The sequence below is a fragment of the Halobacillus sp. AWH4_228 genome, from assembly GCF_056158365.1.
This window is the reverse complement of record NZ_JBSWTE010000001.1, coordinates 3035736-3051866: the sequence shown is the minus strand read 5'-3', so window position 1 is coordinate 3051866 and position 16131 is coordinate 3035736. Positions and strand designations below refer to the sequence as shown.

Annotated in this window: 14 protein-coding genes; 13 read left to right on the top strand and 1 reads right to left on the bottom strand. The window is 47.3% G+C overall.

Annotation, left to right across the window (positions count from 1 at the left end):
- The first annotated feature begins 1 nt into the window (after window position 1).
- The 8 genes from ACXADP_RS15845 (at window position 2) to ACXADP_RS15810 (ending at window position 8950) form a co-directional block, all read left to right on the top strand.
- Entirely contained in the window at window positions 2-1114 is a 1113-nt protein-coding gene (locus ACXADP_RS15845; RefSeq protein ID WP_474971904.1) for a Ger(x)C family spore germination protein, read from the top strand.
- A gap of 94 nt (window positions 1115-1208) precedes the next feature.
- On the top strand, window positions 1209-1682 hold the full coding sequence (locus ACXADP_RS15840; protein ID WP_474967723.1) for a hypothetical protein: 474 nt from the start codon (window positions 1209-1211) through the stop codon (window positions 1680-1682).
- Window positions 1683-2261: 579 nt separating this feature from the next.
- Entirely contained in the window at window positions 2262-3218 is a 957-nt protein-coding gene (locus ACXADP_RS15835) for an ABC transporter substrate-binding protein (RefSeq protein ID WP_474971903.1), read from the top strand.
- 64 nt (window positions 3219-3282) lie between these two features.
- Entirely contained in the window at window positions 3283-4287 is a 1005-nt protein-coding gene (locus ACXADP_RS15830) for a FecCD family ABC transporter permease (protein WP_474971902.1), read from the top strand.
- Entirely contained in the window at window positions 4284-5276 is a 993-nt protein-coding gene (locus tag ACXADP_RS15825) for a FecCD family ABC transporter permease (protein ID WP_474971901.1), read from the top strand. Before ACXADP_RS15830 ends, ACXADP_RS15825 begins: the two co-directional genes overlap by 4 nt.
- 217 nt (window positions 5277-5493) lie before the next feature.
- Window positions 5494-6681 carry a NupC/NupG family nucleoside CNT transporter gene (locus ACXADP_RS15820; RefSeq protein ID WP_474967727.1) on the top strand — a complete coding sequence of 396 codons (1188 nt, stop codon included), beginning with the start codon at window positions 5494-5496 and terminating at the stop codon, window positions 6679-6681.
- Window positions 6682-6925: 244 nt separating this feature from the next.
- Window positions 6926-7405 carry a site-2 protease family protein gene (locus ACXADP_RS15815; protein WP_474967728.1) on the top strand — a complete coding sequence of 160 codons (480 nt, stop codon included), beginning with the start codon at window positions 6926-6928 and terminating at the stop codon, window positions 7403-7405.
- 111 nt (window positions 7406-7516) lie between these two features.
- A complete protein-coding gene (locus ACXADP_RS15810; protein WP_474967729.1) occupies window positions 7517-8950 on the top strand; it encodes an aldehyde dehydrogenase family protein in 1434 nt (477 codons plus the stop codon).
- A 262-nt stretch (window positions 8951-9212) separates the two neighbouring features.
- Here the strand turns inward: ACXADP_RS15810 and ACXADP_RS15805 are convergent, their stop codons facing one another.
- Window positions 9213-10562 carry an MATE family efflux transporter gene (locus ACXADP_RS15805; protein ID WP_474967730.1) on the bottom strand — a complete coding sequence of 450 codons (1350 nt, stop codon included), beginning with the start codon at window positions 10560-10562 and terminating at the stop codon, window positions 9213-9215.
- 101 nt (window positions 10563-10663) lie between these two features.
- On the opposite strand from ACXADP_RS15805, the gene ACXADP_RS15800 reads away from it, so the two are divergent.
- The 5 genes from ACXADP_RS15800 (at window position 10664) to ACXADP_RS15780 (ending at window position 16024) form a co-directional block, all read left to right on the top strand.
- Window positions 10664-11734: an undecaprenyldiphospho-muramoylpentapeptide beta-N-acetylglucosaminyltransferase gene (locus tag ACXADP_RS15800; protein ID WP_474967731.1), complete on the top strand. Its 1071-nt coding sequence runs from the start codon at window positions 10664-10666 to the stop codon at window positions 11732-11734.
- A gap of 154 nt (window positions 11735-11888) precedes the next feature.
- Window positions 11889-12308, top strand: a complete 420-nt coding sequence (locus ACXADP_RS15795) for an ATP-binding protein (protein WP_474967732.1) — start codon at window positions 11889-11891, stop codon at window positions 12306-12308.
- A 5-nt stretch (window positions 12309-12313) separates the two neighbouring features.
- The gene (locus ACXADP_RS15790; protein WP_474967733.1) at window positions 12314-12664 is read left to right on the top strand and encodes a hypothetical protein; all 351 of its coding nucleotides are present in this window, start codon (window positions 12314-12316) and stop codon (window positions 12662-12664) included.
- A gap of 177 nt (window positions 12665-12841) precedes the next feature.
- Complete coding sequence (gene helD, locus ACXADP_RS15785; protein WP_474971900.1) at window positions 12842-15091, top strand: RNA polymerase recycling motor HelD; 2250 nt, start codon at window positions 12842-12844, stop codon at window positions 15089-15091.
- A gap of 102 nt (window positions 15092-15193) precedes the next feature.
- Entirely contained in the window at window positions 15194-16024 is an 831-nt protein-coding gene (locus ACXADP_RS15780) for an aldo/keto reductase (RefSeq protein ID WP_474967735.1), read from the top strand.
- Window positions 16025-16131 lie beyond the last annotated feature (107 nt).

Below are 16131 nucleotides of genomic sequence, written 5' to 3'. Positions count from 1 at the left end.
TATGAGAAAGGCTGTATTGATTCTTGCTTCATTAATTATTTTGACAGGCTGCTGGGATGAGCGTCAGTTCAAAAACATCAGCCTTGTTCTGTCCATGGGATTTGATGTGGGGGAGGAGCAAGCCATCAAGCAGACGGTTTCCATCCCTACTGTTACACGCAGTTCGGAAGGTCCGGGGCAGGAATTCATCAATGTTCTTTCTACAGAAGCCCATACACCGAGGGAAGCCAGAGATAAAATTGATATGATGATCTCCGATAACTTCGATCCTTCCAAGGTAAGGGTGATCGTTTTTGGAGAGGAGCTGGCCAAGGAAGGAATATTTCCAGTCCTGGATGATATGTACAGGGATCCGAAAAGTAACTTGAATGCTTATATGGCTGTTGTAGAGAAAGGGACAGCAGAAGAGATTACCCGGCTGAGGGCGACTGGAGAAACGAGAATCAGTGAATATCTCGGGGGGATGCTGGAAACAGCGGCCTCTTCTACGCATACGACGGGGGAAAATCTACAGTTGTTATGTGCGGAGCTGATTGAACCAGGCATTGATTTTTCAGTACCGCTCATTCAGCTGGATGAGCAAAATGGAGCGATCAACTTCAGTGGTATGGGGTTGTTCCATGAAAGAACGTACACAGGAGAAAAAATTTCAGCGGAGCAGTCTACGCTCTATATGCTGCTTCAGGGGAAAAGGGGGAAAATTGCCCGCTTAACCGAGAAGGTTTCCGGGGAAAATGATGAGATTACCAGTTATGTGACCGTTGAAGTGAATAAGATGAAAAGGGACATGAAACTGACCGTCGACGACGCAGTCAAGGCTGATATTTATTTGAATCTGCAGTTGAAAGTAGTGGAATATCCTTCCGATCACCTTTACGTGAAAGGGAAAATCAAAATGCTGGAGAAGGAGCTCACCGACGTGCTCACAAAAGAGTCCGAGAAGATTCTCACTACGCTTCAAGAGGCCAACAGCGACGTATTCGGCATTGGACGACGAGTGAAAGCCTATCATCCTGATTATTGGAAGAAGGTGGAGTGGAGTGAGGAATTTCCTAAGATCGAAATCGTCCCTCACTTTGACATCAAAATCATTGAGCATGGCATAATGAATTAGAATCAGAAGAATTTTTAGAGATTTTTCTTTTTCATGAAACCTTTTTGAGGTGAGTGTCGTCTGTAGAGTAGAACTATTTTTGGAGGAAGTCCGTTTGCCAGTCACAAAAGGAACATTCGTTTTACTCATGTGCGCCGGAATCGTTCTCAGCTCCTGCATGCCGACGGACCTGCCAAGTGGATATTATGCGTATGACAGAGAAGAGGCTTCCGGATTCGCTCAGTCTTTGAAATTTCAGCCTGAGCTTCCACGCTTTATTCCTTTCCAGTCTGCCAGCATGATAACGGAAGAAAATGAAATCACTTTTCTTTCCGCGCAGAATGATGTGTTAACGCTCCAAGTTTTCCCCGGCAATCCTTCGTTTCCAATGATGGATCCGGTGATGCTGGAGATTCCAGGCAAGGGGAAAGCCGCGTATGTGAACAACCGGTTTGCCCAGAAGCTTTCATGGACAAAGAACGGCATCGCTTATCTGCTTGTGTACCGCATGGCTGCCGTTCGTGATGAAACGAATGAACAGAGTGTGACACGTCAGCACCTGGTTGAAGTGGCTCACTCGTTTCATTAATAAATTGGTTTATACCTCCCCTATGGTATAATACATGTGCACCTGCCGCTTGACCAACGGCAGGTGTTTTTTTGCTTTCCTTTTTATACATAAATTCCCTTTCTTACTCCAGACTACAACGATAAAACAGGAGGGAATGATCGTATGAAAAAATGGATCGGTACAGCTGTTCTGCTGATCGTACTGCTGTTCTCAATGAGTACTGAAATCATTTATGCCCAGACGGATACGTAAACGGTTAAACGTGGAGATACCCTTTGGAAAATCTCGCGGAAGTACAAAATCGGTCTTTCGGAAATTATCAATGGCAGCCCTCAATTCAACAATCCGGAAATCATCGATGGAAAGCGCCGGTCATAGGAAGAACATTCCGGACCCCTATTGACCCAGAACGGCGTGGGTTATGCAGAGGGTGGAAGTTACGGCTATTCCTGGACGCAGGTGTTCATTACTAAATAGGACAGGCATTGGAGGAGGTGCCCGTGTGCCTTCTCCAATGCCTGTCCTTTACATGGTGGTGTATTCTTATTATGATAGAATAAGTTTATGATAACGATTATCATTTGTGGGAGGATTATTATGAAAAAATATTGGAGTTACATAGCGCTCCTCTTCCTTGTACTTCTGCTTGCCGCGTGTGGCAGTGAGGATGAAGGAGAGCAGCAGGAAAGCTCAAATGGGGAAGACTCCAGTGGGCAGGAAACACGGGTGATTGAACATGAAATGGGAGAGACGGAAATCAGCGGTCAACCTGAAAAGGTCGTTGCGCTGGAGTTTTCTTTTGTTGATAATCTGGCGTCTCTCGGTGTATCACCTGTCGGAATTGCCGACGATAATGATGAGGCGCGGATCATAGAACCGATCCGCGGGAAAATCGATGACTATACGTCTGTCGGTACGCGGAAGCAGCCTTCTCTTGAAGTGATCAGTTCACTTCAGCCGGACTTGATCATTGCGGACATGCAGCGTCATAAAGATATTTATGATCAATTGTCTGAGATTGCTCCAACGATCATTCTTCCTTCACTGGCCGCCGATTACGATGGCATCATCGACAGCTTCCAAACAGTATCGACCGCTATGGGTATGGAAGATAAAGGAGAAGAAGTGCTGGCAGACCATAAAGAAAAGATGGAGGAACTGCGCAGCCAGGTGCCTGAGGACGAAGACCGGACTGTTCTGCCGGCGGTAGTTGCGGACAGCGGCTACTTTGCTCACAATATGGAGTCCTACACCGGTTCACTCCTTGAGTCGATCGGTTTGAAGAATGCAATCCAAAGCGGCGATGACCGCTACAACAAAATCAACCTGGAACAGCTTGTAGAGTTTGACCCTGACGTCATGTTCCATATGTCCTCAGGAGATCAAACGGTTGTTACGGAATGGGAAGGCAGCGACTTGTACCAGGATATATCCGCTGTGAAAAATGGAGAAGTCCATGAAGTGGATCGCAACATGTGGTCACGTTTCCGTGGATTGATTTCTTCAGAGAAAATTTTAGAAGATGCCGTTCAGTATCTTTATGAGGGTCAGTAAGTAAAAAGCGGAGGGATGCCTCCGCTTTTTTTATGTAAGGATGCAGGAGAGAGGAGGATGTTGTGTGAATCAAACCTTACACCGTTTTAAAACAGGAACGGTCATCGTAGTGGGAATCTTTTTGCTGCTGGCCAGTTTTACGGCCAGTTTAAGTATTGGAGCTTATGCGATCTCATTTTCAGAGGTATTGAGCCTCCTGTTTTCCCCTGATGGCAGTAAAGCCTCTTCCATCATAGACACCATCCGTCTGCCGCGTGCCGTGACGGGCATTGTGATCGGGATGTGTCTCGCTGCTGCAGGAGCCATCATGCAGGCGATTACTAATAATCCGCTGGCGTCTCCGCAGGTCTTCGGAGTAAACGCCGGGGCGTCCCTGATGGTCGTGATTGGCGTCGTCCTTTTTCCGGGATTAGGAGCTGGGACGCTTGTTTACGGCGCATTTTCAGGGGCGGCAGCCGGCGGCGCTGCTGTGTATTATATGGCTTCCACAGGAGGAGGAATGACTCCTGTAAAGCTCGCTTTATCCGGCATTACCATCCACCTTCTGCTTTCATCCATGATTGAGGGCATTGTTTTGTTTCATGAAACATCGACAGAAGATGTATTATTCTGGCTTGCCGGAGGGATTGACGGACGGACGTGGACAGATGTAAACCTGCTTCTTCCCTGGGCCGCTGCCGGCTTAGCGGGGGCAGGTCTACTTGGCAAACCGCTGACGACACTCGGTCTTGGTGATGATGTGGCTCAAGGGCTTGGGCAGAAAATCGGGTGGATCCGGGGAGGAGCGGCTCTCCTGGTCGTTGTCCTTGCAGGTATATCCGTAGCTGTAGCTGGTCCAATCGGATTTATTGGATTGATCATTCCGAATATTATCCGGAAACTTCTTGGTCCTGATTACCGAATCCTGCTGCCTGTATCTGCGCTTTATGGAGCCGTACTGCTGACGTCTGCAGACGTGCTCTCCCGATTTATTTCCTATCCAGGGGAGGCACCGGTGGGGATCGTTACCGCACTCATAGGTGCTCCGTTCTTTTTATATCTCGCCGGCAGAGGAGGTCGTAACGGATGAAGCCGTTGATTCGAACACCAAAAAGATGGCTCGGGATGCTGTTATTCCTATTGATAGGGGTGACGTATCTATCCATAGGGGCAGGAGCCGTATTTATCGGCCCGGCTGGTATCTTTGAATATATCATTGGAGAAGATGCGGCAGGGCAGGCTTATATTATTGAAAACTTCCGTATCCCACGTATTGTGGTCGGCTTGTTAGCCGGAACAGGGCTCGGGTTATCCGGGGCCATTCTTCAAGGTGTCATCAGAAATCCGCTTGCCTCGCCTGATGTAATCGGAATTACGAAAGGCGCAGGACTGGCCGCTGCCGCTGTAATTCTGTTGTACCCGGGCCTGCCGGTACTGGCGCTTCCGGCCGCGGCCTTTTCTGGAGCAGGCATCGTCATGATAGGCCTTTATATATTTGCCTTCCGCCGCGGCGTTCAGCCGGCAACCCTTGCTTTAATCGGGATTGCTCTCGGGGCGGTGTGTCAGGCAGGCATTCAATTTCTTACCATCAAATTCCCGTTGGAAACGAACGCAGCGCTCGTCTGGCTTACGGGCAGCGTGTGGGGGAAGGATTGGACGGACGTCCAGATGCTCGTTCCGTTTATTCTGATCGGCGCGCCTGCTGCATGGCTGTTGTCCAGGAAGCTGGATGTCCTGAACTTAGGCGATGATGTAGCTGAAGGGTTGGGGGAACCGGTCCAAAAAGCGAGACTGTCTCTTCTTGCTCTGGCTGTTGTTCTGGCAGGGGCGTCTGTGGCTGTAGTCGGAACCCTTGGTTTTGTCGGGTTGATTGCTCCTCATATTGCCAGGCAGATGGTTGGGAACAGGCATGTGTATCTGCTTCCGGCCTCCGCCTTAACGGGAGCCCTTCTTCTTGTGACGGCAGACAGTCTGGGGAGGGGATTGTTTCCTCCTACAGAGGTCCCAGCCGGGATATTTACAGCTGTTATAGGAGCCCCTTATTTTCTATTTTTGTTAAGAAAAATACAAAAATCCTAAAAAATGGTTTATTTACTTTTTTTGATAGAAGGGATAAATTTTAAGAATATGCGACATATTACACAACAGAACGACAATAATAGCAGAAATGTATTATATTTCATACAAATAAACCTTGCATGACGTCTGACAACCTGATAAAATCCATAGTGGAATTACTAGATGTAAGCATTTTCATTTCAGCTTTTTTGTCAAAAATAGAGGGGGAGGACTTTTCATGGATATTCTATTAGGAATTCTTGCAGTTGCCGTCATTATTGGAATCGCTTTTCTAATGTCCAATGACCGCAAAAACATCAATTTTAAGGGCATTGGAATCATGCTCGCTGTTCAGCTGCTGATTACGTGGTTCATGTTCAATACCAAAATCGGTGAGGCGATCATCACCGGTATTTCCTGGGGCTTTAACAAGCTTATCGCCTTTGGTACAGAAGGTGTGAACTTTGTGCTTGGTGGTGTAGAGGTTGGAGAAGGCGGCGTGTTCTTCTTTAACGTACTGCTTCTTATTATTTTCTTCGCTACTATTTTGTCTGTTCTTACGTATTTGAAGATACTTCCGTTTATTATTAAGTATCTCGGCTGGGGACTTTCCAAAATTACCGGTCTTCCGAAGGTCGAATCATTCAACGCGGTCAACAGTATTTTCTTCGGTCAGTCTGAAGCGTTGATTGCGATTAAATCACAGTTCCACAATCTGAATGACAACCGTCTTTATATTGTCAGTGCGTCTGCGATGGGTTCTGTGTCGGCTTCAATCGTAGGAGCTTATCTGAATATGCTCCCAGATGAATATATCCTTGTTGCACTGCCGTTAAACATGTTTAGTGCTTTGATTGTCGCTTCCTTGATTGCACCTGTCCGAGTGTCCAAGGAAGAAGATAAAGTAGACATCCAGGATGTTTCCAATGCAAAGAGTTTCTTCGAAGCTATGGGTAACGGTGCCCTTGACGGCGGTAAAATCGCCTTGATCGTTGCCGCTATGCTGATTGCCTTCATTGCCTCCCTTGAATTGGTTAACGCAATGTTCGGGGCGTTGTTCAGCGGATTTACATTGCAGCAGCTGCTTGGATATATCATTGCCCCAATCGGCCTGTTGATGGGTATTCCTGCAGCAGAGGTTCTGGATGCCGGAGCGATTATGGGAACGAAAATCGTGACCAACGAATTCGTAGCCATGCTTGAATTCCAATCTATGCTTGATGGTGTATCTGCGAAAACCGCTGGTATCGTGACGGTCTTCCTTACAAGTTTCGCCAATTTCTCCTCCATCGGAATCATTGCTGGTACCGTCCAGGGAATCGATCCGGAAAAAGGCGGCCGCGTATCAGGCTTCGGTTTGAAGCTTTTGATCGGGGCGACGCTTGGATCTATGCTTTCTGCAACAATTGCCGGTCTTTTCTTGTAATCGTATAAAAAGTCTGAATGGATGCTTCCATTCAGGCTTTTTTTTATCATTAAAACCGCCGGCGGTCGTTTCACGAATCAATCGATCATGGGATCGGGTGTTATAGGGGAATATTGTTATTAAGGTAAAAGAACGTACAAAGTGCATTTGAATTATATTAGGATATTTTTTGTTTGTGTGTTATGTTGAGCTGTGTCTTTTTAATTGGACATGACTCAACCCTATAGAAAGGAAGGACGCATCCATGTTTACGCTCAGTGATCTTCCGATGTTTTTCGTAAACTTTTTTCTGATTCTGCCGCTGGTTACCCTTATTCATGAAGCCGGGCACGTATGGACAGCACGATTATTTGGGGGAAAGATAAAATTCTGTCTCGGCACAGGAGAGACGCTCTTTCACATTGGACCTCTGGAAGTGAAAAAGAAATACTTCATGGAAGGCTGGTGCCAGTATGACTCTCTGACCTACAACAAAACGTGGGCGCATGTCGTCATCTACCTGGCCGGCAGTGGTTTCAATTTGATGGTTATTCTGCTCATCAATTACTTCATCACCATTGATGTCCTGCCTTCCACGTTGTTTTTTTACCAGTATGCTTATTTCTCCATCTACTTCATATTTTTCTCTTTATTCCCTTACCGCAATGATAATGGTAAACCGAGTGATGGCATGGCCGTTTACGATGTCCTCCGTTATGGAAAGGCGAAAGACCCGATTGATTAACGGAACCTGTCATGTCTGCCCCATCATAGAACCTCCAGTTTCTTCAAGGAGACGTTTACGGATATTTTATTGAGGAAATACACAGGTATAGACATTTAAGATAAGGGAGAGATGACCGTGGAAACCTATCAACTGTTCATAAATGGGGAATGGATCAAAACCGGTGAAACACAGGAAGTCCTTAATAAATATACACAGGAAACCTATGCACATGTGGCTAAAGCTTCTGAAAAAGAGGTCGATCAAGCTGTTGAGGCTGCATCCGTTGCGTACCGGAATAACCAGCTTTCCCCTTACGAACGTTATCAAGTGCTGAAGCGGGTCAGTGAACTTCTGCAGGAAAATAAGGAAGACTTAGCCGCGACGATTACCCACGAAGCTGGAAAGCCGTTGAAGCAGGCGCGCTCAGAAATCGATCGTGCGACCCAGACGTTTGAACTTTCCGCTGAAGAAGCGAAACGCATACATGGGGAAGGGGTCCCGGTTGAAGCAGCACCTGGATCGGAAAACCGCATGGCCTTTACGATTAAAGTTCCAGTCGGCGTCGTTGGTGCCATCAGTCCATTCAATTTTCCGATCAACCTCGTCGCTCACAAAATTGCCCCTGCTATTGCCGCAGGGAATGCAGTGGTATTAAAACCGGCGAGTAAAACGCCGATTTCCGCTCTGAAACTGGCTGGTTTGTTTGAACAGGCGGGACTTCCGAAAGGGCTGCTCAACGTCGTTGTAGGTTCGGGATCAACGGTCGGTAATCAGATGATGCAGGACTCCCGCATCAACCTCTATACGTTTACAGGAAGCGCAGAAGTAGGCTTGAAGCTGAAGCAGAACACAGGATTGAACAAACTGGTGCTCGAACTTGGTAACAATTCGCCTGTAATCGTTGATAAAGAAGCGGACGTAGAGGCAGCAGCGGAAAATATTGCCGCCAAAAGCTTTGCCTTCGCCGGACAGGTGTGCATCTCGGTGCAGCGGATTTATGTTCACGATGATGTGAAAGACGCTTTTCAGGACAAGTTCATCCAGGCGATTGAATCTCTGAAGGTCGGCGATCCGAATGATCCGGAAACGGACGTAGGTCCGATGATCAGTGAGGATGAAGCCGAGCGTGCCGGTCAGTGGATCCAGGAAGCGAAGGAAGCAGGAGCGGAAGTGGTTTATGGAGGGGAACGCGAAGGTGCTCTTCTGAAACCGACCATCCTTACCAACGTGACCGGCGATATGAAGGTGGTTTGTGAAGAAATCTTCGCCCCAGTAGTCACCATTCAAACGTTCTCTGACATAAAAGCCTGTATCGAAGACGTCAACACGTCAAGCTATGGTCTGCAGGGAGGAATCTTCACCCAGAATGTAGACACGGCTTTCTATGCGGCCAGAAACGTGGAGGTTGGAGGATTCATGATTAATGATTCTTCTCAATACCGCGTGGATCTGATGCCTTATGGCGGTGTGAAGGACAGCGGATCCGGCAAGGAAGGTCCGAAGTATGCGATGGAGGATATGACAGAAGAACGTCTCGTGGTTATGAACTTAAAATCATACTAAGACGCCTGAATATTAAAAGCGATTCTACACGACTTTTGTCAAACAAGGATCATTTGAAGGAATCGTTTTTCGTTAAGTTAGAATGGCTGTATTAGAATCCATTTTTCACATCATTCTTGGTGAAAAAGAAAAAACTTCTTCGCTGCCCATCATTCAGGGAAGTCACGGGAAGCATCCACCGAAAAGCTGGATGTGACGGTTCGCACGAGTATAGTATTCCTTCAATATCTTGAGCCTCCTGTTCGTTTACAGGAGGCTCTATTTATTTACGAAGCTGTTTTCTCTGCAGCAGGACCATCCGGATAAACAGGGCTGCTGCTCCGGCTGTTAAACCGATGGTCAGACTCAGCCAGTAGCCGTAGGGGCCGAAAGCTGTATAATTGGCCAGCAGCCATCCACTCGGAAGCCCGATTCCCCAGTAGGAAACGAAGGCCATCACCAATGTAATATTCACATCCTTATATCCACGGAGGATGCCTTGAAGCGGGGCGCCGAATCCATCAGACAGCTGGAAAAATACCGCATAAATAATAAAGGTTTTTGTTAATTCCACGACAGCTTCATCAGAGCTGTATAACCTTGCTACACTGTCATCGAATACGTATAGGATGAGGCCGGCAATGACGCTCATACATACAGCGAGTCCGATGCCAAGGTAGGAATAGGTGCGGGCTTCCTTGTAACGTCCCGCCCCTGATTCAAATCCGACGACGATCGTCAAAGTGAAGGCAATGCTGAGCGGTACCATGTACAGAAACGAAGCGAAGTTGATCGCTGCCTGGTGCGCAGCGATCGTATTGGTGTCATATACCGTCATGAAGAAGGTCACCGCAGCAAAAATGCTCGTTTCAAAGAAAATCGCGAACCCGATGGGAACACCGATTTTCAACTGATCTTTCCATTCACGCAGCGATGGCCGTTTCCATGCCTTGAAAATCTCATAGCGCCTCAATGGTCTTACCCGGTGGATGATCAGGACGAGGATAAGTAAAGACACCCAGTACGTCAGAGACGAAGCGGCCCCCGCCCCTACACCTCCAAGAGCAGGAGCGCCCCATTTCCCAAATATCAACATATAGTTGAATAAGAGATTGAGTGGGAGGGTCAGTAGAATGACCATCATGGAAAGTCTCGTCAGTCCGAGAGCATCGACAAAGGAACGAAGGATATTAAAGACGAATAATGGCACGATACCTGTTCCAAGGGCGACTAAATAATAACGGGCCACGCGGGCAACTTCAGGTTCGATATTCATGAGGGACAAGATGGGATCCAGCAGGAACCACCCGGTCCCCGCTACGACTACGGCCAGCAGGACAGCTAGATAGACCCCTTGTTTGACGGAAAAAGGTATCTCTTTTTCCCTCCCGGCGCCTTTTAATTGAGCGACAATCGGGGAAATCGCCATCAATATCCCGTTCAGACCTGTGAATACGGGTACCCAGATGCTTGAGCCGATCGCAACACCAGCGAGCTGATCTGGTCCTGCTCTGCCGGACATGACGGTGTCAAAGAAGTTCATGGCGTACATGCCGAGCTGGGTAATTAAAATAGGAAACAAAATGATTAGAAATAGTTTGATTTTCTCTTTTATTGTGTGAGTTTCATACATGGTGATCTCCCTTTTCTGTTACAATGCAATTTAGAGGAATATGAGGATTATAGCACATTTATCCATAGAAGAAAGATCTTAGAAAGGACGTTAATCCAATCATGAACGATAAGCGCATTTTATTTACAGGCGGAGGAACGGCAGGTCACGTCATTGTGAACCTCGCTCTTATCCCGGAATTTCAAAAGCAGGGATATACCGTTGATTATATCGGTTCCTATGAAGGAATTGAAAAGCAGTTGATTGAACCGCTGGAAGGGGTGACCTACCACGGCATCTCCACAGGAAAGCTCCGGAGATATATGTCGAAGGAGAATTTCAAGGATCCCTTTAAAGTAGCCAAGGGTCTGATGCAGGCACTGTCTATCATCCGTAAGAGAAAACCAGGCGTTGTCTTTTCAAAAGGCGGGTTTGTTTCGGTTCCGGTCGTGATGGCTGCAAGATTAAAGGGCGTTCCCACGCTCATCCATGAATCCGACTACACGCCGGGTCTTGCGAACAAGCTTTCTTTCCCGTTTGCGAAAAAGATTCTGGCTACATTCCCGGAAACGATGACGCACCTTCCGGAAGATAAAGGTGAATTTATTGGAGCCGTTGTCAGGGAAGAGCTTTTCCAGGGCAGTCGATCCAAAGGTCTTTCCATGTGCAGCTTTCATAAACAGAAGCCTGTCGTGATGGTCATGGGAGGAAGCATGGGCTCCAAGGTCATCAATGATGCGGTCCGCTCCAACCTCGATCAGCTGCTGCAGAACGTACAGATCATTCATATTTGTGGACGTGGAAACAAGGATGACTCCTTGAAAAGACCGGGATATGCCCAGTTTGAATATGTCCAGGACGAGTTGAAGGATTTATTTGCGGCCACGGACTTTATCGTTTCCAGGGCCGGGTCCAACGCCATCTTTGAATTTCTAGCCTTGAAAAAACCGATGCTTCTTATTCCGTTGTCGCGAAAAGCCAGCCGGGGTGATCAAATCCTGAATGCCGATTCCTTTGTCAAGCAGGGCTATGCGATGAAGCTGGAGGAAGAAGAAATGACCGGCGACCGTTTTACGACGGATCTTCAGATGTTGATGCAGAATAAACAACAAATATTGGAAAGTATGCAGGATTATAAGAGTGAACAGACGAAAGAAAGGGTTATACGACTCATTCAGACGTTTGAAAAGTGATTCTTGAAATGAACGAGTAAAGAAGTTTTTTCTTCCATTTTTATGAAAAAACCACTTAAACCTTTTATAGGACGACATAAAAGGGAATAGGTAATTGTAGACCAATCACCGCATTAGTCATTCTTTACTCATTCAGCAGAGGAGAGGTTGAATCATGAAGACGTCTCTTGAAGCGCAGATCAGACACCCAAGAGAAATAAAGACGATCCGGAAAAAATACCATCCCTATTTAGCCAAGTACTTCGGGAGTGATCAACTGCTCGTCGACGCCAGTATTTCTGAGGCGGTATGGAATGCCTGGGAGCACGGACATGGGCAGAACAGAGATTACCCGATCCTGCTGAAGGTGAACTTTCTAAAGCACCGTCTCGTCGTCCGGGTTTACGACCAGGGCGAAGGTTTTGACTGGCGGCCTTATCAATTGTCGAGCGATGTGAGGCATTGGTTTCCGAAAGTGGAGGATCTGGATGAAAACGGCAGGGGCATTATGCTCATCCTTCGAGTTATGGACTGTCTGAGGTATAATGATAAAGGCAACGAATGTTTGCTGATGAAAAATTATCTTCAGGAGTAGATACCGTGAAATCCAATATGTGCCGCTACTGTTATAAAGAAATCAAGGACCGGGATGAGCTGGTGACGGCATCCAGCTGGTTCCGCCTGCGTCCCTATCATTATCGATGTTTTGAGAAACTTGAACAGGACACCCGGACCGTTGCGGGCGTCTGGAAGCCGGTGAATGGTTTGACGGGATCGGTCAATATCCTTGTCATGCTGATTCTGGCTGTGGGTCTCCTGGGTACCGATCTTCTGGGCGGCATCGGGGATATCATCGGAATCATTGCTTTGTATCCCCTTTTCCTCCGGCTGCTGTCTTATATGATTTTTGAGCGGCCGCTTCCTAAGCTCGCACCCGAAAAGCAGAGATAACCGACAGGATGCCTGCATCCAGAGCTTGTAGAGAACTTTCTCTACAAGCTTTTTTCATGCTGCTGGAAGCTTCACATTAGATTTGGTTGCGCTTCCAAAAAAGGTGTGATATGTTGGTTTTCTCTGTTTTTAGATTTGTTGTTCGCAGCTATTCAGATGGAAGGGAGGAGATACAGTTTGAATGAATGTCAGTATGAAAAAGATCGTCTGGAATTTACGAAGGCTTATATGGAGCGGATGATTGCTGTTCAGGAAAGCGGTCGTGCCTCTTTAAAGCAGCGGCAGGGGGATACGCTGGAAAACCTTGACTTCCAGGACAGCAGCCTGAGGTATCAGGAAATGCTTTCCCACGCCAATTTCATGAAGATGTCCAGCGATCAGCTGGATAATTTGAAGAGTCTGCGGCGGAAGCCTTACTTTGCCCGTATTGATTTTCATAGGAAAGAAAATCCCGAAACAGAACAGTTTTACATAGGGAAGGTCTCCTTGTTCGACAGGGAAACGCAGCTCCCTATTATCCTCGACTGGCGGAGTCCGCTGGCCAACGTCTACTATGAAGGACGGCTTGGAAAGGTCAGCTATGAGGCATTGGGCGAGCGGTATGAGGGAGAAGTTTCTTTAAAGCGGCAGTACCAGATTGAAGAAGGAGAGTTGATGGACTACCGTGATATTGATGTAACGGCTAATGACGATCTCCTGCAGGACTCCCTTTCCCAAAACGCCGGCGGGCGCTTATCCGAAATTGTTTCGACGATTCAGGAAGAGCAGAACCGTGTTATCCGGGCGGATCTTCGAAAGCCGATCATCGTCCAGGGGGCAGCGGGAAGTGGAAAGACGACGATTGCTCTGCACCGCATATCCTACTTCCTTTATACGATGAAAGAAATATTCAAACCTGACGAAATGCTGATTCTCGCTCCCAACCGTCTATTCATTCAGTATATCACAGAAGTACTTCCTGAACTGGGGGTGCAGCGCGCCAGGCAGTCCACTTTCCAGGATTATGCCGTTCATACGGCCGGGATCAAACGTCCGGTCATTACCCAGCATGAAGTGCTCACACAGGCTGTTGAAGGTACCATCGGGTGGGACGGGGTCACAGCCGCCCGGTTGAAGGGATCGAAAGAATTCCAAATCATCATGGACACCTACATCCAATCATTGAAAAAGCAGTACAAAATCAATCAGGATTTTATGCTGTCGGAGTTCCGGATAAAAAAAGCTCGAGCCATCAACCGTCTGTTTTTTGAGGAATACAGCTATTTTCCTTATGAGGTACGGGTGAAAAAAATTAAAGGAGTGCTCCAAAGTGAACTGCGGCGTAAGAAAAAGCAGATTTTGGAGAAGGTGGCTGCCAAATACGATGAAGCACTGGATAAGGCTTTGTACGGAATGAAGGATCCGGATAAACGGAAAATCCGTGTCAGCTACTTGATTACAAGAAAAGAGGAGCGTCTCGCGGAGATCAAAAAGGCCGCGCGGACGGCTGTCGCTTCCTTTATGAAGCAGTACCCGGCTTTTCCTATAGAGAGGACATATGAAAGGCTGTTTGAGGAGAACGTATTTTTGGGGGTCCACCCTGAGGATACTGAAGAATGGAGAGCTGTCCGCCGTTGTTCCCGTTCGGCATTTGCAAAGGGATATATCTATTCGGAGGATCTCGCGGCTCTGCTTTATCTCTATACATTTCTAAAAGGCACCCCTCCGGATGACCGCGCTAAAAAAGTGGTGATCGATGAGGCACAGGATTACAGCTATTTTGAAATCTATGCCCTGCGCAGGGCTTGTCAAACGGACCTGTTTACCATTGTCGGAGATCTGGCCCAGGGCATTTATCAATACAGGGGACTAGACAATTGGGAGTCCCTGGTCGAGGACATCTTTCCTTCTGCTTCTTATTTAACCTTGCAGAAAACCTATCGGACAACCATTGAAATTATGGATCTTGCCAACGACCTTCTTACTCATCTTCCGGTTTCCCTGCCGCGGGCTGAGCCTGTCGTCCGTCACGGGTCTCTTCCGCAGTTTCTTCCTCTCAGAAATGGATGGGAGGAAAAAGTCCATGCCTACTGCCTCGGTCTCGTGGAAGAAGGGATGTCCAGCTTTGCCATCATTACAAAAACGATGAAGGAAGCTGAGGAGGTCCAGAGAAAACTGGAAGTCTATGGCATGGCTTTTCAGCTTTTGAGAGAGGGGGAGGAAAACTTGTCTGAACGAATGGTTTTACCTGCCTACATGGCTAAAGGTCTTGAATTCGATGTGGTCCTTTTATATAACGACCGCAATCCTTTCAAGGAGTCGGAGCTTGATTTGAAAATGCTGTACGTAGCCATGACCCGTCCCCTTCACAGGCTGCTGATGATTGGAGAAGAAAAAGAGGATTTTCTGCTTCACCTCATTCAACCGGACCGTTTCATAGAAGTTTAGATTTCCGGCAATACAGGGTACATCCAGTCATAAAGCTGATGGTGTCTGCAGGATGCTTCATTTTTCAGGCCGCGCTTTTATAAATGAAAGGAGTTTTTTTAGATGGGAATCCGTTCTGAAGCCGTTCTAAGTAATGGTGTGAAAGTTCCACGTGTAGGTCTTGGCGTATACAAAATGGAAGATGGAGACGAAGTTAAACAAGCGGTTCAATCCGCTGTCGATCTTGGTTACCGCCACATTGACACCGCTTCATTCTATGGGAACGAAGCAGGTGTTGGGGAAGGGATCAAAGCCTGCGGGGTGCCCAGGGATGAATTGTTCATCACTACAAAGGTGTGGAATGACGAACAGGGATATGAAGAAACGCTGGAAGCCTTTGATAGAAGCCTTGATAAACTGGGAGTAGAGACACTGGACTTGTACCTTATTCACTGGCCGGTTCCTGGGAAATTCAAAGACACGTGGAAAGCGTTGGAGAAACTTTACCGTGAGGGACGTGTAAGAGCCATTGGGGTGTGCAATTTTATGGAGCATCACCTCGATGAATTGCTGAAGGATGCAGAAGTGGCCCCTATGGTCAATCAGGTGGAATTTCACCCGGCCCTCTACCAGGAAGCGCTTGCTGATTACTGTTATCAAAAAGGAATCCAGCTGGAAGCATGGGCGCCGCTTGCCCGGGGCCGCTATTTTGATGCCGCTATTTTAAAGCAGCTTGCTGAAAACTATCAAAAAACCCCGGCACAGGTTATTTTAAGATGGCACCTGCAGCATGATGTGGTCGTTATTCCGAAGTCGTCCAATCCGGATCGTCAGAAAGAAAACTTTGACGTTTTCGACTTTGACTTGAAGAGCGATGAAATGCTGCGTATCGACGAACTGCACAGTGGGGACCGTATCGGCAAGCATCCGGATGAATTTGATTATGATGCATAAAGGAATCACCAGCCTTCGTGGCTGGTGATTTCAGGTTTAATGGACCAGAGGTGTATGCGCTTCTCTCTTTGTGGGACATTAATAAAAAATGTGCCGGCAGGGAGGAT

What these genes read in the sequence shown, in the direction of transcription:
- ACXADP_RS15795 (WP_474967732.1), top strand. Translation starts at nt 11,889, where the DNA reads ATGAAGACGTCTCTTGAAGCGCAGATCAGACACCCAAGAGAAATAAAG.
- ACXADP_RS15845 (WP_474971904.1), top strand. Translation starts at nt 2, where the DNA reads ATGAGAAAGGCTGTATTGATTCTTGCTTCATTAATTATTTTGACAGGC.
- ACXADP_RS15805 (WP_474967730.1), bottom strand. Translation starts at nt 10,562, where the DNA reads ATGTATGAAACTCACACAATAAAAGAGAAAATCAAACTATTTCTAATC.
- ACXADP_RS15800 (WP_474967731.1), top strand. Translation starts at nt 10,664, where the DNA reads ATGAACGATAAGCGCATTTTATTTACAGGCGGAGGAACGGCAGGTCAC.
- ACXADP_RS15820 (WP_474967727.1), top strand. Translation starts at nt 5,494, where the DNA reads ATGGATATTCTATTAGGAATTCTTGCAGTTGCCGTCATTATTGGAATC.
- ACXADP_RS15815 (WP_474967728.1), top strand. Translation starts at nt 6,926, where the DNA reads ATGTTTACGCTCAGTGATCTTCCGATGTTTTTCGTAAACTTTTTTCTG.
- ACXADP_RS15835 (WP_474971903.1), top strand. Translation starts at nt 2,262, where the DNA reads ATGAAAAAATATTGGAGTTACATAGCGCTCCTCTTCCTTGTACTTCTG.
- ACXADP_RS15780 (WP_474967735.1), top strand. Translation starts at nt 15,194, where the DNA reads ATGGGAATCCGTTCTGAAGCCGTTCTAAGTAATGGTGTGAAAGTTCCA.
- ACXADP_RS15825 (WP_474971901.1), top strand. Translation starts at nt 4,284, where the DNA reads ATGAAGCCGTTGATTCGAACACCAAAAAGATGGCTCGGGATGCTGTTA.
- ACXADP_RS15810 (WP_474967729.1), top strand. Translation starts at nt 7,517, where the DNA reads ATGACCGTGGAAACCTATCAACTGTTCATAAATGGGGAATGGATCAAA.